The sequence below is a fragment of the Caulobacter sp. Root1455 genome (assembly GCF_001426905.1).
Lineage (GTDB): Bacteria > Pseudomonadota > Alphaproteobacteria > Caulobacterales > Caulobacteraceae > Caulobacter.
Map to the genome: position 1 here is coordinate 100,605 of NZ_LMFQ01000001.1, position 17,677 is coordinate 118,281.

General features: G+C 69.8%; 17 protein-coding genes. 9 read left to right on the plus strand and 8 right to left on the minus strand.

Annotated features, from left to right (window positions below):
• Nucleotides 1-65 precede the first annotated feature (65 nt).
• The 8 genes from ASD21_RS00335 to ASD21_RS00370 all read right to left on the minus strand — a co-directional run bounded on the left by ASD21_RS00335 (nt 66) and on the right by ASD21_RS00370 (nt 9,521).
• Nucleotides 66-1,262 carry an acetate/propionate family kinase gene (locus ASD21_RS00335; RefSeq protein WP_056435088.1) on the minus strand — a complete coding sequence of 399 codons (1,197 nt, stop codon included), beginning with the start codon at nt 1,260-1,262 and terminating at the stop codon, nt 66-68.
• 16 nt (nt 1,263-1,278) lie between these two features.
• Nucleotides 1,279-2,265: a phosphate acetyltransferase gene (locus ASD21_RS00340; protein WP_056435091.1), complete on the minus strand. Its 987-nt coding sequence runs from the start codon at nt 2,263-2,265 to the stop codon at nt 1,279-1,281.
• A complete protein-coding gene (locus ASD21_RS00345) occupies nt 2,258-2,563 on the minus strand; it encodes a hypothetical protein (protein WP_056435093.1) in 306 nt (101 codons plus the stop codon). The genes ASD21_RS00340 and ASD21_RS00345 overlap by 8 nt, the downstream gene beginning before the upstream one ends.
• Before the next feature lies 1 nt (nt 2,564).
• Nucleotides 2,565-4,016, minus strand: a complete 1,452-nt coding sequence (locus ASD21_RS00350) for an efflux transporter outer membrane subunit (RefSeq protein WP_056435095.1) — start codon at nt 4,014-4,016, stop codon at nt 2,565-2,567.
• A gap of 16 nt (nt 4,017-4,032) precedes the next feature.
• Entirely contained in the window at nt 4,033-5,160 is a 1,128-nt protein-coding gene (locus ASD21_RS00355; RefSeq protein WP_056435097.1) for an ABC transporter permease, read from the minus strand.
• Between the two features lie 5 nt (nt 5,161-5,165).
• On the minus strand, nt 5,166-7,910 hold the full coding sequence (gene rbbA, locus ASD21_RS00360; protein WP_056435099.1) for a ribosome-associated ATPase/putative transporter RbbA: 2,745 nt from the start codon (nt 7,908-7,910) through the stop codon (nt 5,166-5,168).
• Nucleotides 7,907-9,040 carry an HlyD family secretion protein gene (locus tag ASD21_RS00365; RefSeq protein ID WP_082554571.1) on the minus strand — a complete coding sequence of 378 codons (1,134 nt, stop codon included), beginning with the start codon at nt 9,038-9,040 and terminating at the stop codon, nt 7,907-7,909. Before ASD21_RS00365 ends, rbbA begins: the two co-directional genes overlap by 4 nt.
• Nucleotides 9,041-9,155: 115 nt before the next feature.
• Nucleotides 9,156-9,521 carry an L-rhamnose mutarotase gene (locus ASD21_RS00370; RefSeq protein WP_056435103.1) on the minus strand — a complete coding sequence of 122 codons (366 nt, stop codon included), beginning with the start codon at nt 9,519-9,521 and terminating at the stop codon, nt 9,156-9,158.
• Nucleotides 9,522-9,639: 118 nt separating this feature from the next.
• On the opposite strand from ASD21_RS00370, the gene fucP reads away from it, so the two are divergent.
• The 9 genes from fucP to ASD21_RS00415 all read left to right on the plus strand — a co-directional run bounded on the left by fucP (nt 9,640) and on the right by ASD21_RS00415 (nt 17,577).
• Nucleotides 9,640-10,944 carry an L-fucose:H+ symporter permease gene (gene fucP, locus ASD21_RS00375; RefSeq protein ID WP_056435105.1) on the plus strand — a complete coding sequence of 435 codons (1,305 nt, stop codon included), beginning with the start codon at nt 9,640-9,642 and terminating at the stop codon, nt 10,942-10,944.
• A 3-nt stretch (nt 10,945-10,947) separates the two neighbouring features.
• Entirely contained in the window at nt 10,948-11,961 is a 1,014-nt protein-coding gene (locus tag ASD21_RS00380; RefSeq protein ID WP_200941377.1) for a zinc-binding alcohol dehydrogenase family protein, read from the plus strand.
• Nucleotides 11,955-12,782 (plus strand): amidohydrolase family protein, encoded by an 828-nt coding sequence (locus tag ASD21_RS00385; RefSeq protein WP_056435108.1) that lies wholly within the window; start codon nt 11,955-11,957, stop codon nt 12,780-12,782. Before ASD21_RS00380 ends, ASD21_RS00385 begins: the two co-directional genes overlap by 7 nt.
• A gap of 4 nt (nt 12,783-12,786) precedes the next feature.
• The gene (locus ASD21_RS00390; protein ID WP_056435110.1) at nt 12,787-13,557 is read left to right on the plus strand and encodes an IclR family transcriptional regulator; all 771 of its coding nucleotides are present in this window, start codon (nt 12,787-12,789) and stop codon (nt 13,555-13,557) included.
• Nucleotides 13,554-14,579 (plus strand): aldo/keto reductase, encoded by a 1,026-nt coding sequence (locus ASD21_RS00395; protein ID WP_056435112.1) that lies wholly within the window; start codon nt 13,554-13,556, stop codon nt 14,577-14,579. Before ASD21_RS00390 ends, ASD21_RS00395 begins: the two co-directional genes overlap by 4 nt.
• Nucleotides 14,576-14,872, plus strand: coding sequence for a UxaA family hydrolase (locus ASD21_RS00400; RefSeq protein ID WP_056435114.1), 297 nt, complete (start codon nt 14,576-14,578; stop codon nt 14,870-14,872). The genes ASD21_RS00395 and ASD21_RS00400 overlap by 4 nt, the downstream gene beginning before the upstream one ends.
• A gap of 2 nt (nt 14,873-14,874) precedes the next feature.
• Nucleotides 14,875-16,086, plus strand: coding sequence for a UxaA family hydrolase (locus ASD21_RS00405; RefSeq protein ID WP_056436224.1), 1,212 nt, complete (start codon nt 14,875-14,877; stop codon nt 16,084-16,086).
• An 11-nt stretch (nt 16,087-16,097) separates the two neighbouring features.
• Nucleotides 16,098-16,826, plus strand: coding sequence for an SDR family oxidoreductase (locus ASD21_RS00410; RefSeq protein WP_056435116.1), 729 nt, complete (start codon nt 16,098-16,100; stop codon nt 16,824-16,826).
• Between the two features lie 82 nt (nt 16,827-16,908).
• Nucleotides 16,909-17,577: a Crp/Fnr family transcriptional regulator gene (locus tag ASD21_RS00415; RefSeq protein ID WP_056435118.1), complete on the plus strand. Its 669-nt coding sequence runs from the start codon at nt 16,909-16,911 to the stop codon at nt 17,575-17,577.
• Nucleotides 17,578-17,677: the final 100 nt, after the last annotated feature.

Consider the following 17,677-nt stretch of genomic DNA (forward strand, 5'->3'; position numbering starts at 1 on the left):
CATGCCATCCGGGTAAGACCCGAGATCGCCCTTGGCGAACCCTCGGGAGCGATGCGTACGGGGTGTCAGGCCGACGCCGGCGCCGTGCTCAGCAGCGACGCGGTGTGGCGGGCGATCATCCGCTCCTCGTCGGTCGGCACCACCCAGGCGACCGCCGCCGAGCCGTCGCGGCTGATCCGGCGCGCCGCGCCCCCGGGGCGGTTGGCGGCCTCGTCCAGCTCCAACCCCAGCCAGCGGCAGCTTCGGACGATGTCCTCGCGCGCCTGGGCGTCGTTCTCGCCGATGCCGCCGGTGAACACGAGCCCGTCGATCCCGCCCAGGGCGGCGGCCATCGAGCCGATCTCGCGCACCACGCGATAGAGGAACAGGCCGACGGCCTCCGCCGCGTGGGGGTCGGGCGAAGACCTGAGCGCGCGCATGTCGGACGAGACGCCGGAGACGCCCAGCAGGCCCGAGCGCTTGTAGACCAGATCCTCCAAGGCCCGCGCGTCCATGCCGTAGGCGTCCATCAGGTGGATCAGCACGCCGGGGTCGAGACTTCCCGACCGCGTGCCCATCATCAGCCCGTCCACGGCGGTGAAGCCCATGGTGCTGGCCATGCTGCGCCCGTCCTGGATCGCGCACAGGCTGGCGCCGTTGCCCAGATGGGCGACGATCACCCGGCCCGAGGCCAGTTCGGGCGCCAGCTCGCGCAGGCGCGACGCGACGAATTCGTAGGACAGGCCGTGAAAGCCGTAGCGCTGGACGCCCGCCTCGTGGAACCGGCGCGGCAGGGCGAACATCTGGGCCATCGGCGGCTGGCCGCGGTGGAAGGCGGTGTCGAAACAGGCGACTTGGGCGATGTGGGGCGCCCCCTGCGCGATCGCCTCGATCGGCGCCAGGTTGTGCGGCTGGTGCAAGGGCGCCAGGGGCTCCAGTTCACGCAGGGCGGCGATCACCGAGGCGTCGATCCGCACCGGCTGGGCGTAGGTCCGGCCGCCGTGCACCACCCGATGGCCGACGCCCAGCACCGGCCGGCCGTCGATCCGCTGGATCACGGTGTTGAGCACCTCGTGCGTCGCGGCGGCGTGGTCGAAGCCCTCGGCCGGCCAGGTTCGCTCCTCCAGCGGCTGCCCCTCGGCGTCCTTCAGCACCAGGCGCGGCGACACGCCGATCCCGTCCAGCTGACCCTTGAACAGCAAGGGCTCGCCGGGCGCGGCCTCGTAAACGGCGAACTTCAGGCTCGACGAGCCGGCGTTGAGGACGGCGAGACAGGCGCTCATCGAAAGGCTTCTCCCGTCAGACGATGCCGGCCGAGGTCCGGCGCGCGGCCCCCAGCAGGGAGGCCACGGCGCAGGAGGCCAGGCGCGTCAGCTTGGCGTCGGCGCGGCTGGTCAGGATGATCGGCACCCGCGCGCCCAGCACGATCCCCGCCGCGTCGGCGCCGGCCAGGAAGGACATGCACTTGGCCAGCATGTTGCCCGCCTCCAGGTCCGGCACCACCAACACGTTGGCGTGGCCGGCCACCGGCGAGACGATGCCCTTGATGGCGGCCGCTTCGGGGCTGATGGCGTTGTCCAGCGCCAGCGGGCCCTCGAGCAGGGCGCCCTTGATCTGGCCGCGATCGGCCATCTTGCACAGGGCCGCCGCCTCCAGGGTCGACGGGACGTCGGGATTGACCGTCTCCATGGCGCTGAGGATCGCCACCCGCACCAGCCCGTCGCCTTCCTGCTGGATCAGGATGTGGGTCATGTCGATGGCGTTCTGGACGATGTCGATCTTGTCCTTGAGCGTCGGGATGATGTTCACCGCCGCGTCGGTCACCACCAGCGGCGTCGGATGGCCGGGCACGTCCATGATGAAGCAGTGGCTGATCCGCCGGGCGGTGCGGATCCCGGTGTCGCGGGCGACCACCGCTCCCATAAGTTCGTCCGTATGCAGACTGCCCTTCATCAGGGCCTCGGCGCGCCCGGCCCGGACCAGGGCCACGGCCTTGGCGGCGCTGTCGTGGCTGTGCTCGGAGTCGACCAGCTCGAACGGCGTGATGTCCAGCTTGCCGGCCGCGGCCACATCCCTGATGCGCGCGGCGGGGCCCACCAGGATCGGCGCGATCAGCTTCAGCCGCGCCGCCTCGACCACGCTGTCCAGCGAGGCATGGTCGCAGGGATGGACCACGGCGGTGACCAGGGGCGGATGCCGCTGGGCGCGGGCCAGCAGGCGCTCGAATTTCTCATGCTTGCGGCCGCCGCCGGCTTCGGCCTTCTGGGCTTCGAGTGTGTCAGGCACGAGCGGTCTCCTGGGCGGTCTTGGGGGCGTCGAACAGGGCGTTGATGCGCGAGAGCCGGATCCGCGCCTCCGGCGACAGAGGACCGGGCGCGTCGATCACCGCGTGCAACGTCTCGAGGATAGCATGCCGTTCCTCGAAGGCGGCGGGCGGAAGTCGCGGAATGGCCGCCACCGCCCGTTCCTCGTCCAGACCCAGCGGCAGGAACTGCTCGGTGATCAGGGCCTTGACCTCGGCGCGCGAGCGGCGCCCCAGGCGGGCGTGGTCCTGGGTCAGCTCGGCGGCGGCGTCGCGCGACATCTCACCTCCCTGTCGCCGCCGCGACGCTCTGTGGCGTGATCCATTGGTCGTCGGTCAGCTGCCAGCCGCCGCCGAGGGCCTTGTAGAGATTGACCACGGCGATCAGCTGGTCGCGCTGGGTCTGGGCCAGGGCGTCCTCGGCCGGGAACAGCTGCTGCTGGGCCTCCAGGACCTCGAAATAGCCGGCGCGGCCGGTGTCGTAGCGGATCTGGGCCAGGTCGACCGACCGGCGCAGCGAGACCACCTGTCGCTCCAGCGCCGCGCGGCGGGCGCTGAGCGTCGTCTGGGCGGCCAGGGCGTCGGCCGTCTCGCCCAGGGCGACCAGGGCGGTCCGGCGATACTGAGCGACGGTCTCGTCCCAATAGGCCTTGCGGTTGTTATAGATCTCCTCCAGCCGGCCGCCGGTGAAGATCGGGCCCGCCAGGCCAAGACCCACCGAGCCGACGCCGAAGACCCCGCTGTCGCCGCTGACGTCGGCGCCGAGCAGGCCGGCCAGGGCCGAAAGCCCCAGCCTGGGGAACTTGTTGGCCACCGCCACGCCCATCTCGGCGTTGGCCCGCATCATCCCCTGCTCGGCCGCCCGGATGTCGGGACGGCGCTGCAGAAGGTCGGTCGTCGCGCCCACCGGCGCGGCGGGCAGGGCCTGGGCCTCCAGCGCCCGGCCGCGTGGAATCCGTCCGGGCGGGGCGCCCATCAGGACGCTGAGGGCGTTCTCCTGCACGGCGATCCGCCGCCGGATCTCCTCGATCCGCGCCTCGGACGCGTCGCGGTTGGCGCGGGTGCGCTCCACCGGCAGACGGCTGTCGCGGCCCGCCTCGAAGCGCTGGTTGAAGATGTCGAAGGTCGCGCCGTAGACCCGCGTGCTCTCCTGGGCGATGGCGATCTCGCGGTCCAGCTCCAGCAGGCGGAAATAGCCTTCCGCCACGTCGCTGGTCAGGGTCAGCAGGATCCCGCGCCGGACCTCTTCCTGTTGCAGCAGGCTGGCCTGGGCCGCCTCGTTCGAGCGCTTGATCCGACCCCACAGGTCGAACTCCCAGGAGAAGTCGAGGGCCGCGCCCAGGCTGCCCAGGCCGACGGTGTCGGGCCCGCCGTTGTCGTCCGGCGAGAAGCTGGACTCCGCGCCGACGTTGCCGCGGTAACCCACCTGCGGCCTGCTCTGGGAGGCCGAGACGCCAACCAGGGCCCGGGCCTGGGCGATGCGGGCGACCGAGACCTGCAGATCCAGGTTGTTGGCCAGGGTCTGGCTGATCAGCCCCTGCAGGGTGGGATCGTCGAACACCGCCCACCAGGGCAGGTCGGCCACCGAGGCGGAGGTCTGGACCGGCGCGTCGCGATAGGCGGGCGGCAGGCTGACCTCGGGCCGGACATAGTCGGGCCCCACGGTCTTGCATCCAGTCGTCGCCAGGAGGCCGGCGACGAGGGCGAAGGTTGCGCTTTTGCGGAGCGGGCTCATCTTGGGAAGACCCTTCTCACTTGACCGCGGCCAGCATTTTTCTGAACCGCGACAGGGTGTAGATGCTGTAGGCGCCGCCGATCAGGAACATCTTCAGCAGCGCCGGCCAGACCATCGCCGGCGTCGCGTCGCGAAACAGCACCGCCTGCGAGAAGCTGACGAAATGGGTCGAGGGCACGAACTGCATGATGTTCTGCAGCAGCACCGGCATGCTCTCGAGCGGCGTCTGTCCGCCCGAGAGCAGGCTCATGACAATGAAGACCGGGAAGGCCAGCAACCCGAACTGCGGCATCGAATTGACGATCGTCGCCAGCATGATGCCCAGCGCCGTGACCGAGAACAGATAGACGCACAGGCCCAGGGCGAAGAGCGAGATCGAGCCGGCGATGGGCACGCCGATCGCGCCCTTCACGACCAGGAACAGCGAGGCCATGGCGGCCAGGACCACGACCATGCCGTTGGCCCAGATCTTGGCGAACATCAGCTCGAAGGGCCGCAACGGCATGACCAGCAGGTGTTCGATATTGCCGTGCTCGCGCTCGCGCAGAACCGCCGCCCCGGTCAGGAAGATGGCCAGCACCGAGATGTTGTTGATCACCTGGTTGACCGCGACGAACCAGCTTTGCTGCATGTTGGGATTGAAGCGGGCCCGGGTCTCCAGGCCGACCAGCGGCTGGTTGGCCGGATCGGTGCGGCCGGGCCACAGGTTCTGCACCGCCCCCTCGATGATCTGCTGGATGTAGGACGGTCCCCGGCCCGCCTGGCTCATGGCGGTGGCGTCGGTCACCACCTGGACGGTGGGCGGGTTGTTGGCGACGATGTCGGCCTCGAAGTTGGGCGGGATGTCGACGACGAAGGTGTATTGCCCGCGGTCCATCACGCGGTTGATGTCGCCGAAGCCGATCTCCTGGGCGGGCAGGAACAGCGGCGGCAGCATGGCGTCGCCGATCAGCCGCGAGGTCTTGGAGTCGTCCTCGTTGACGATGGCGATCGAGGCGTTGATCACGTCCATCACCGCGCTCTTGGCCGGCGTGTAGACCGAGAAGGTGAACACGTAGCCGATCAGGAACAGCAGCACCGGGTCCCGCGCCAGGCTGAGCAGCTCCTTCAGGCCGAGCTGGAAGATGTGACCCACGCTGCGCATGGCGCTCAGGCCTCCTGCTTCTTCAGGAGGAGAACCGACAGCCCGAAATAGATCAGGGCGATCAGTCCCAGCGCCAGGACGTTGGGCCAGAGCGCGGCGAAGCCCAGGGCCTTGGTGAACGTGCCGACGCTGACGGCCTGGAAATAGGTCGAGGGGAAGATCTTGGCCGCGATGGCCGCCCCGCCGGTCAGCGACGAGACCGGCACGAACATGCCCGAGAACTGCACCGCCGGCAGGATGGTGATGATGGCGGCCGCGAAGATGGCGGCGGTCTGGGTGGCGGCGAAGACCGAGATCAGCAGGCCAAAGCCGGTGCTGGCCAGCACATAGAGCAGGCCGCCCAGCGCCAGGACGGCGATGCTGCCCTTGATCGGCACCCCGAACAGGAAGACCGCCAGCCCCACCAGCGTGATGAACTGGACCAGCGAGACCGCCACATAGGGCAGTTGCTTGCCCAGCAGGAATTCGGTCCGGCTGGCGGGGGCGGCGTAGAAGTTGGCGATCGAGCCGAGCTCCTTCTCGCGCACCACGGCCAGGGCCGTCAGCATGCTGGGGATCAGCATGATCAGCAGCATGATGTCGCCGGGCACCATGGCGTAGACGCTCAGGAAGGCCTGGTTGTAGAGGGCGCGGGCGTTGATCTTCACCGCGCTCTGGGCGGCGGGCAGGCCCCGGTCCTTGCGCACCTCGGCGTCGTGGGCCTTGTGCGCGGCCTCGATGTAGCCGCGCGTGGTCTCGGCGCGGAACGGCACGGCGGCGTCGATCTGGGCCTGCACGGTCGGCTGGCGTCCCTGCTGGACGTCGCGCTGGAAGCCCGAGGGGATCTCCAGGGCGAAGCGCAGCTCGCCGTTGCGCAGCCGCCGGTCGCGCTCGGCGTAACTGTAGAGCGGCGCCTTCTCGTCGAAATAGACCGAGCCGCGATAGGTGTCCGCATAGGCCCGGCTGGCCGGGGTGTTGTCGTAGTCGAGCACCGAGAAGGCCAGCTTGTCGACATCCAGCGAGATGCCGTAGCCGAACACGATCATCAGCAGGATCGGCCCAGCGACGGCGAAGATCAGCCGCACCGCGTCATGCTGCAGCTCGATCGCCTCGCGGCGGGCGAAGGCCCAGACCCGGCCGACGCTGAAGCCCTTGGGCGGGACCGAATGGCCAAGGTCCGCCGGCGGCTCCGAGGTCGGCCCGGCCGAGGCGTCGGCCGCGCCGCCCAGATCCTCGGCGGCCTCCTCCAGATAGCCGATGAACGCCGCTTCCAGATTGGGCGCGCCCCGTTCGGCGACCAGGTCGGCGGGCCGACCCTGGGCCAGCACCTTGCCCCGGTGCATCATCGACATGCGGTCGCAGCGTTCGGCCTCGTTCATGAAGTGGGTCGACAGGAAGATGGTCACGCCGCGCTCGCGCGACAGGCGGATCAGCAGCTCCCAGAAGCCGTCGCGGGCGACCGGATCGACGCCGGACGTCGGCTCGTCGAGGATCAGCACCTCTGGTTCGTGCAGCACCGCCACCGCCAGGGACAGGCGCTGGCGGATGCCCAGCGGCAGGCTCTCGGCCAGGGTGTCGGCCATGTCCTCCAGCCCGAAGTCGTCGATCAGTTCGGCGACCCGCGCCTCGCCCTTGTCCGGCGGCAGGTCGAACAGGTGGGCGTGCAGCATCAGGTTCTGCCGCACGGTAAGCTCGGTGTAGAGCGAGAAGGCCTGCGACATGAAGCCGACGCGGCGGCGGGACTCGATGTCGCCGCCCTTCACCGGCTTGCCGAACAGCAGGGCCTCGCCCTCGCTGGGCGGCAACAGGCCGGTCAGCATCTTCATGGTCGTGGTCTTGCCGCAGCCGTTGGAGCCGAGGAATCCGAAGATCTCGCCCTGCTCGATGCGGAAATTGACGTGATCGACGGCGGTGAAGGTCCCGAACTTCTGGGTCAGGCCGTGGGACTCGATGGCCGGCGGGCCTTCGGAGGACACCCACGGGGTGATCACCGGCTCCTTGTGGCCGCGCGTCTGTTCCTCGGGCAGCAGGCGGACGAAGGCCCGCTCCAGGGTGTCCTGGCCGGTCTGCTGGCGCAGCTCCTCGGCCGTGCCGGTGGCCATCACCTGGCCGGCGTTCATCGCCACCAGCCATTCGAAACCCTCGGCCTCGTCCATATAGGCGGTGGCCACCATGACGCTCATCTGCGGACGGCGGCCGCGGATGCGTTCGATCAGCTCCCAGAACTGGCGGCGCGCCAGGGGATCGACCCCCGTCGTCGGCTCGTCCAGGATCAGCAGGTCGGGGTCGTGGATCAGCGAGCAGCACAGACCCAGCTTCTGCTTCATCCCGCCCGACAGCTTGCCCGCCGGCCGGTCGCGGAACGAGGTCAGGTCGGTGCTCCACAGCAGATCGTCGATCCGCCAGGCCCGCTCCTCGGCGGACTGGCCGAACAGGCGGCCGAAGAAGTCGATGTTCTCGTAGATGGACAGGGTCGGATAGAGGTTCTTGCCCAGGCCCTGGGGCAGGTAGGCGATCCGCGCCGCGACGCTGTTGCGGAAATGCGCGTCGTCGATGTCGCCGCCCAGCACCTCGACCTCGCCGGACTGCATCTTGCGAACCCCGGCCAGGATCGCCAGCAGGGTCGACTTGCCCACGCCGTCCGGACCGATCAGGCCGATGGTCTTCTGGGCCGGGATGTCGAGGCTGACCCCGTCCAGCGACGTCACCTTGCCGTACTTGTGAGTGAGATTCCGGATGCTGGCGACGTGTTCCAGAACCGCGGCGTTCATTTCTGGCCCGCCGGCGCCGCGCCCGTGCTTTGCCAGAGGTTGGTCGGCGGCACGGCGGTTCCCTGGATCCGTTCGGGCCAGGGAGCTTTTTCATCGTAACGCACATAGCCCATGCCGGGCAGGCCCGACTTCACCAGCGGCTCGTACTGGCGCAGCCGCTCCTTGGGCACCTGCAGCTTGACCCGGAAGGTCAGGTTGTGGCGCTCCTCGGCCGTCTCCACCGTCTTGGGCGTGAACTGCGCGGCGGGCGACACATAGGAGACGACGGCCCGGATGGGATACTGCTGGGCGGCGTCGAGCACGATGCGCGCCTCCGAGCCCAGGCGGACCTTGCCGGTGACCTTCTCGGGCAGGAAGATGTACATGTAGACGTCGGCCAGATCGAGCAGCGACAAGGCCCGTCCGCCCGCGGGCAGCACCTCGCCAGGCTCGGCCAGGCGGGTTTCGACCCGCCCGCGGATCGGGGCGATCAGCACCGCGTCGGCGATCTCGGCCCGCAGCCGGTCGGCCGTGGCCCGCGCCGCGTCGATCGTCGAGCTCGCCTGCACCACCTGGGCCTGGGCGCCGGTCAGTTCAGCCTGACCCGAGAGCATGCTGGCGGTGTCGGTCTCGGCTTCGCGGCTGCTGACCGCGCCGCTCTTGACCAGTTGCCTGGAGCGGGTGTTCTGCAAGGCGGCGAAGTTGTACTCGGCGCGCCGCACCGCCACCTGGGCGACCGCGACGCGGCGGGCGTCCTCGGCGGCGGCGATCTCGGCCTCGGCCTGGCGCAGTTGGGCCTCGAGGGCCGAGGTGTCCATTCGGGCGACCACCTGACCGATCTCGACGGTGTCGCCCTCGTCGACCAACACGTCCTTGACCCGGCCGGAATACTTGCTGGCGACATAGACCTCGTTGGCCTCAAGCCGGCCGTTGCCTCCGGCGAAGCCCGGCGGCAGGTCCGGCCGCGTCAGGTAGATATAGGCCCAGACTCCGGCGCCGATCACCACCACCGCCGCCACGCCGATCAGCAGCGGACGCCGCGACTTCGGCCGGGGGGCCGGTCCCTTCGGTGGGACGGGCGGGGGCGTATTGGGCTTGGTGTTCCCAGTCGTGTTTCCAGTGGGGCGACTGACCGCAGCCGGTTCGGACATTGCTTCAACCTCGCCGAAGATCTCAGCGAGGCTATGCCTCCGCTCCCGGGAGGCGATATCCGGTGAACTACCCAACCCCCTTCGTCATCCACCGGGCGCCGGGCCGGTCGGCGGATCAGCCCTGTTGGTCCGCGTCGGCGAGATGCTCGGCCAGATCGTAGATGCGGGCCGCCGGCGTCCATTTCTCGCCCGGGGCGGCCCAGGGCAGGGTCTTCTGGAGAGCGCCCATCATCGCCTCCCAGGCTTGCACGTCCGGATCGGCGGCGTCCGCGGCGGCCTTGGCCTCCGGAGAGAAGTCGGGTCCGGTCTCCATGATCATGAACAGCCGCGAGCCGGTCAGCCAGATCTGCATCTCCAGTATCCCCGCCGCCCGGATCGACCGGGTCACCGCCGGCGGCGGTCCGCCAGGCGCATGCCAGCGCACATAGGCGGCGATCGTCTCGGGATCGTCATGCAGGTCCAGCGCCAGGCAATGCCGCATTGGAAGCTCCCTCTCCCGCGCCGTTGTTATTTTCATATTTGACGCGACACGTCACACGTGATGCTTTCGTTCCAGACAAACGGGGACGGGTCAACCGGCCTCAAGGGAGGAACGCACCTTGGAAAAAACCCCATCGGCAAGGACGGCGTTCGCACCGCTGGTTCTGATCGTCGCCCTGTTCTTTCTCTGGGGCGTCGCCAACAATCTCAACGACGTCCTGATCCCGCACTTGAAAAAGGCCTTCTTCCTCAATGACCTGCAGTCGGGTCTGGTGCAGATGGCCTTCTATCTGGGCTATTTCTTCCTGGCCCTGCCGGCCAGCGTCGTGATGCGCCGCTACGGCTACAAGGCCGCGGTGATCGTCGGCCTGCTGCTGTTCGGCCTGGGCGCCCTGCTGTTCTATCCCGCCGCCGAGGTCCGGCAATATTCCTGGTTCCTGGCCGCCCTGTTCGTGCTGGCCTCGGGCCTGGCCTTCCTGGAGACCTCGGCCAATCCGCTGATCACCGTGCTGGGCGACCCGGCCAAGGCCGAGCAGCGGCTCAACTTCGCCCAGGCCTTCAACCCGCTAGGCTCGATCACCGCCGTGGTGGTCGGACGCCAGTTCATCCTGTCGGGCGTCGAGCCGACGAAGGCGCAGTTCGCCGCCATGACGCCGGCGCAGCTGCAGGCGTTCCAGACCACGGAAGCCCATTCCACCCAGGCTCCCTACCTGATCATCGCCGCCGTGGTGCTGGCCTGGGCGCTGCTGGTGGCCCTCACCAGGTTTCCCCATCAGGCGGGACGTCCCGACCCCGATGAGGCCGACGCCGGCCTGCCCGCCGCCCAGGCGATCCCCGCCCTGCTGGCGCGGCCCCGGTTCCTGTTCGGCGTGGCGGCCCAGTTCTTCTATGTCGGCGCCCAGGTCGGCGTCTGGAGCTACATGATCCGCTACGCCCAGCACGAGGTGCCGGGCATGGGTGAAAAGGCGGCGGCGGCCTATCTGTCGTGGTCCCTGGTCGGGTTCATGGCCGGGCGCTTCATCGGCACGGCCGCCATGAGCCGCGTCAGCCCCTCGCGGCTGATGGGCCTGTTCGCGGCGATCAATGTCGGTCTGACCCTGGTCGCGGTCGTGGTCGGCGGTAAGGTCGGGCTCTACGCCCTGGCCGCCACCAGCTTCTTCATGTCGATCATGTTCCCGACCATCTTCGCCAGTTCGCTGAAGGGCCTGGGTCCGCTGACCAAGACCGGCTCGTCCTTCCTGGTGATGAGCATCATCGGCGGCGCGATCCTGACAACGCTGATGGGCGCGATCTCGGACGCCAGCGCCATCAATGTCGCCATCCTGGTGCCCTGCGCCTGCTTCGCCGTGGTGGGCCTGTTCGGCTTCACCGCCGGCCGCGCCAACAGCGCGGACCTCAAGGCCGCCCCCGCGGGAGCTCATTAGGTCATGATGGACGCCCTGATCTGCGCCGCGCCCGGCCGACTGATCCTGGAACGCCGCCCCATCCCGACGCCGGCCGGCGACGAGGTGCTGATCCGGGTGCGGCGCGTGGGCGTCTGCGGCACCGACATGCACATCTTCCGGGGAACCCAGCCCTTCCTGGCCTATCCGCGCGTCATGGGCCACGAGCTGGCCGGCGAGGTGGCCCGGGCGCCGGCGGGCAGCGACCTGGCGCCCGGCGATCCGGTCTATGTCATGCCCTACATGTCGTGCGGAACCTGCGCCGCCTGCCGCAAGGCCAAGCCCAACTGCTGCATGAACATCCAGGTTCTGGGCGTCCACCGCGACGGGGGCATGGCCGAATATCTGGCCGTGCCCGAGGGCTTCGTCCGCAAGGCCGAGGGCGTCAGCCTGGACGAGGCGGCCATGATCGAGTTCCTGGCCATCGGCGCCCATGCCGTGCGTCGGGCGCGGATCGCGCCAGGACAATCGGTCCTGGTGGTCGGTGCCGGGCCGATCGGCATCGCCGCCGCGCTGTTCGCCAAGCTTCAGGGCGGCGTGGTCACGGCGCTGGACAGCCGCCAGGATCGACTGGACTTTTGCCGTGACCATCTCGGCGCGGATCATATCGTCTCCCTGAACGACGACACCCGCCGGGCTTTGTCCGACCTCACCGGCGGCGACTTCTTCGACGTCGTGTTCGACGCCACGGGCAACGCCAAGGCCATGGAGGCGGGCTTCGCCTATGTCGGCCACGGCGGGACCTATGTGCTGATCTCGGTGGTCGGCGCCGACATCACCTTTTCGGATCCAGAGTTCCACAAGCGCGAGACGACCCTGCTGGGCAGCCGCAACGCCACCCCCGAGGACTTCGACGCCGTGGTCGAGGCGATGCGGGCCGGCAAGGTCCCGACCAAGGCTCTGAACACCCACGCCGCCACCTTGGCTCAGTTGCCCGAGGTCCTGCCCGGCTGGATGGAGCCCCGGGCGGGCGTCATCAAGGCGATCGTGTCGTGCTGATCGACGCCCACCAGCACTTCTGGCGGGTCGGCCGGAACGGCTTTGCCTGGCCCACGCCCGACCTGGCGGCGATCCACCGCGACTTCGGCCCCGCCGATCTTGAGGCGATCGGCGCCCGCCTTGGCCTGGCCGGTTCGGTGCTGGTGCAGTCCCAGGCCGACGACCGCGACACCGACTGGCTGCTGGAGCTCGCCGCCGACGAGCCGCTGGTCCTGGGCGTCGTGGGCTGGGCCGACCTAGGCGCGCCCGGCGCGCCGGCCCGCATCGCCGAGCTGGCGCGGCGCCCCAAGCTTCGCGGTCTTCGGCCGATGCTGCAGAACCTGGACGACGACGCCTGGATCGTCAGGCCCAGCCTGGACCCCGCGCTCGACGCGATGATCGCCCACGGCCTGTCGCTGGACGCCCTGGTCCTGACGCCTCACCTGCCGCATCTGCTGACCCTGGCCCGGCGTCGGCCGGACCTGGCCATCGTCATCGACCACGGCGCCAAGCCGCCGATCGCGACCGGCGAGCAGGCCGAGGCCTGGACGCGCGGCGTCGACGCCCTGGCCGCCCTGCCCCAGGTGTTCTGCAAGCTGTCCGGACTGCTGACCGAGGCCTCGCCGAGCCAGGCGCCCGACGCCCTGGCGCCCTATGTGCGGCGGCTGGTCTCGGCGTTCGGACCCGACCGCCTGATGTGGGGCAGCGACTGGCCGGTGCTCGACCTGGCCGGCGACTACGGCGGCTGGCTGGTCCTGGCCAAGTCCCTGAGCGGCCTGACCGATCCCGCCGATCTGGCGGCCCTGTTCGGCGGGACATGCCGTCGTTTCTATCGGATCTAGGGCGATGATCGAGCGCGAAGAAACCCTCTCCAAATACCGCGCCCCGGCCCTCGAAAAGGGCCTGGACGTGCTGGAACTGCTGGCGGCGCGCGGCGCGCCGATGGGCATGGTCCAGATCGCCGCGGCGCTGAACCGCTCGGTCAGCGAGCTGTTCCGGATGGTCCAGGTCCTGGAGCACCGGGGCTATGTCGCCAACACCCCGGAGGGCGACGGCCTGGTCCTGACCAACAAGCTGTTCTCGCTGGGCATGACGCGGGCTCCCGCCAAGACCCTGCTCGAGACGGCCTTGCCCGTGATGCGACGCCTGTCCGAGGCGACCGGCCAGTCCTGTCACCTGGTGGTGGCCAGCGCCGACCAGATGGTGGTGGTGGCGCGGATCGAGGCGCCCGGCAACCAGGGCTTCTCGGTGCGCGTCGGCTATCACCGGGCCATCGTCGAGGCGACCTCGGGCCTGGTGCTCTACGCCTTCCAGCCCGAGCCGGTTCGGGCCGAGTGGCGCGCGCGGCTGGAGCCGACCGTCGACCCGGCCGTCTGGACCGCCTTCGAAGCCAGAGCGAAGAAGGCCCGGGCCGACCAGCACGTCCTGGCGCCCAGCGACGTGACCCGCCTGGTCGTCGACCTCTCCGCGCCCATCTTCGGACCCGACGGCGTGGCCGCCGCCCTGACCTCGCCCTATGTCGAAACCCTCACGGCGATCAGCGTGATCGACACGATCGCCGCCATCCGGGCGGCGGCCGACGAGATCTCCGGGGAACTCGGAGGCCAGTTCCAGTGACCTTACCCGACGCCGCGCGGCCGCCCGCCTCCCGCGAACGGCTGAACCTGCCGCCGCTGGGCTTCGGCGCGGCGGCGATCGGCAATCTCTACGCCGCCATGAGCGACGACGCGGCGCGCGAGACCATCGAGGCGGCCCTGGCCGGCGGCCTCGCCTATTTCGACACCGCGCCCCACTACGGCTTTGGCCTCAGCGAGACCCGCCTGGGCGCGGTCCTGCCGCCGAAGGTCAAGGTCTCCACCAAGGTGGGTCGGGTGCTGTGTCCGGTGCCGGACGTCGATCCCGCCGCCGAACGCCACGGGTTCGTCGCCGCCGCCCCGTTCGAGCCGGTGTTCGACTATTCCTACGACGGGGTCATGCGGTCGTTCGAGGCCAGCCTGGAGCGCCTGAATCGCGACCATGTCGAGGTGCTGCTGGCCCACGATCTGGGCCAGGTCACACACGGCGTCGATGACGCGGCGCGGCGTCGCCAGTTCTTCGACGGCGGCTACAAGGCCATGCGGGCCCTGCGCGACGGCGGCGCCGTCGACGCCATCGGCCTGGGCGTCAACGAGTGGGAGATCTGCGACGCGGCGCTCGACGAGGCCGAGTTCGACGTCTTCCTGCTGGCCGGCCGCTACACCCTTCTGGAGCAGACGGCGCTGGACCGCTTCCTGCCGCGCTGCGCCGCCCGCGACGTGTCGATCATCGTCGGCGGCCCGTTCAATTCCGGCGTGCTGGTCGAGGGCGTGAGGGCCGGCGCCCACTACGACTACGGCCCGGCTTCTGCGGAGATCCTGGACCGGGTCCGCAGGCTGGAGGCCGTCTGCCGGGCCCACGCCACGCCCCTGGCCGCGGCGGCCTTGCGCTTTCCGCTGGCCCACCCGCAGGTCGTCAGCGTGATCCCCGGAATGTCCAGCCCGGCGCAGGTGCGCCAGGCCCTGGCCTGGGCCGCGCACCCCATCCCCGACGCCCTGTGGGACGACCTCCGCGCCCAGGACCTGTTGCATCCGGACGCGCCGACACCCCGAGAGACACGATGAGCCTGATCCTGCTCCATCCCGACGACAACGTGCTGGTGCTCAGCGCGCCGGTGCGCGCGGGCCAGGTCCTGACCATCGACGGCCGGTCCGTGCCTGCCGACGCCGACGTCGGTGTCGGCCACAAGCTGGCCCGCCGCGACCTAGCGGTCGGCGACAAGGTGCTGAAGTACGGCGCGCCGATCGGCTCGATCACCGCCCCCGTGGCCGCCGGCGGCCACGTCCACCTGCACAACATGAAGAGCGACTACATCGCCAGCCACACCCGGCGGGCGACGGGTTCGGAAGGACAATGACCATGGCCCAGACGCTGCAGGGCTATTCGCGGGCCGACGGCCGCAAGGGCATCCGCAATGTGGTCGCGGTGGCCTATCTAGTCGAATGCGCCCACCACGTGGCCCGCGCCGTCGTCACCAAGAGCGACGACCCCGACGTCCACCTGATCGGCTTTCCCGGCTGCTACCCCAACGCCTATGCGCTGAAGGTCATGCAGGCCGTCACCACCCATCCCAATGTGGGCGGCGTGCTGCTGATCTCGCTGGGCTGCGAGAGCTTCAACCGCGAGCAATTGCGCAAGACCATCGAGGCCAGCGGCCGCCCGGTCGAGACCCTGGTGATCCAGGAGAGCGGCGGCACGGCCAGCACCATCGCCAAGGGGGTGGAGGCCGTCGCCCGCCTGCGGGCGGTCGCCGCCCAGACCCCGCGCGCGCCGATGGCGATCTCGGAGCTGGTGATCGGCGCCATCTGCGGCGGCTCGGACGGCACCAGCGGCATCACCGCCAACCCCGCCGTCGGCCGCGCCTTCGACCGCCTGGGCGCCCAGGGCGCGGCCTGCGTCTTCGAGGAGACCGGCGAACTGGTCGGCTGCGAAAAGATCATGGCCGACCGGGCCCTGACCCCGGAACTGGGCCTGGAGCTGGAGCGCAGCGTCCACAAGGCCGAGGCCTACTACACCGTGATGGGCTACGGCAGCTTCGCGCCCGGCAACGCCGAGGGCGGGCTGACCACCCAGGAAGAAAAGTCGATGGGCGCCTATTCCAAGTCCGGATCGGCGCCGATCGTCGGAATCCTGAAGCCCGGCGACCAGCCGCCCAGCGGCGGGCTCTACCTGCTGGACGTGGTGCCCGACGGCGAGCCGCGCTTCGGCTTTCCCAACATTTCCGACAACGCCGAGATCGTCGAGCTGATCGCCTGCGGGGCCCACGTCACCCTGTTCACCACCGGCCGCGGCTCGGTGGTCGGTTCGGCGATCTCCCCGGTGGTCAAGATCTGCGCCAATCCCGAGACCTACCGCAAGCTGGCCGGCGACATGGACGTCGACGCCGGGCGGATCATGGAGGGGCGCGGCACGCTGGACGAGGTCGGCGACGAGATCCACGACCTGGTGCTGGCCGTGGCCGGCGGCGCGCGCACCGTCTCCGAGGCGCTGGGCCACCAGGAATTCATCCTCACCTACAAGGCCTTCGACCCGATCGGTCCGGCCTGTCTTCCGCTTCGGCGGACCCGTTAGAGAGCATCGAGATGGGAAGACTTTCCGGCAAGACCGCCCTGGTCACGGCCGCCGCCCAGGGCATCGGCAAGGCCAGCGCCGAGCTGTTCGCCCGCGAAGGCGCGCGGGTGATCGCCACCGACATCAACGCGGCGTTGCTGGCCGAGCTCGTCGGTTGCGAAACCCGTCCCCTGGACGTGCTGGACCCGCGAGCCATTCTCGACCTGGCCGCCGAGCTGGGCCCGGTCGACGTTCTGTTCAACTGCGCCGGCGTGGTCCACAGCGGAACCATCCTCGACTGCGACGAGGCCGTCTGGGCGTTCTCCACCGACCTCAACGTCACCGCCCAGTACCGGATGATCCGCGCCTTCCTGCCGGCCATGCTGGCAGCGGGCGGTGGGTCGATCGTCAACATGTCGTCGGTGGCCAGCTCGATCAAGGGCGTGCCCAACCGCTTCGCCTACGGCGCCACCAAGGCCGCGGTGATCGGACTGACCAAGGCGGTGGCGGCGGACTTCGTGGGCCAGGGCGTGCGCTGCAACGCCATCTGTCCGGGCACGGTGGAGACCCCGTCGCTGAACCAGCGCCTGGCCGACACCGGCGACTACGAGGCCGCCCGAGCGGCCTTCACCGCCCGCCAGCCGATGGGACGCCTGGGCAGGCCCGAGGAGCTGGCCCAGCTGGCCCTGTACCTGGCCAGCGACGAGTCGAGCTTCACCACCGGCCAGATCCACATCATCGACGGCGGTTGGATCAACTGATCCCGCGCCGCCCTCCACTTCAGGCTGTAGGTCGCCGATCGGGTGTGTCACCCTGGCGGGGAGCAAGCCCCGGGGGGAGCGATTGTCAGGGAACCAGCCAGCCGGCCTGACGGCCTTCGTCCGCGAGGTCTTCCAGTGCCAGGAGGACGTCGCCCTGAGCATCGCCGGCGTCGCGATCGAGCGCGCCTATCGGTCGGGCGCGGTGATCCTGCGCCAGGACGATTCCTGCACCGAAACCTATCTGCTGACCCTGGGCCGGGCTCGGGCGGCGGCGGTGGGCCGGGGCGGCGAGCCGATCCTGCTGCGCGACTTCGCGCCCGGCGACCTGTTCGGCGCCACGGCCCAGCCCGGGGAAAAGAGCGAGGCCGAGGTGGTGGCGCTCGAGGCCGCCCGCGCCGCCGTCTTCGCGGCCCTGGACTTCCTTCGGATGATGGAAAGGCACAGCTGCGTGGGCCTGACCCTATCGCGGATGCTGCTTGCCCAGCTTCGCCAGACCACCGAGCGGATGATCGACCGCAACACCCTCAGCGCAGTCGGCCGGATCCACGCCGAACTCTGGCGCCGGGCCGAGCGGACGGGGTGGACGATCAGCCCCTCGCCCGTGCTGGCCGCCCTAGCCCTGGATCTGCAGACCACCCGCGAGACCGTGTCGCGCACGGTCAACGCGCTGGAGCGGCGCGGCGTCGTGCGGCGCACGCCCGACGCGCTGATCGTCGTGGCCCCGCGGCGGCTGGAAGGCATGATCGACTGAAGCGGATCGACGTTCGGCTTCGGAAGCGAAAACCTCGTCCTTCGACAAGCTCAGGATGAGGTTTTCTACTGCCGCGGCCTGCACAATGGGCCTCATCCTG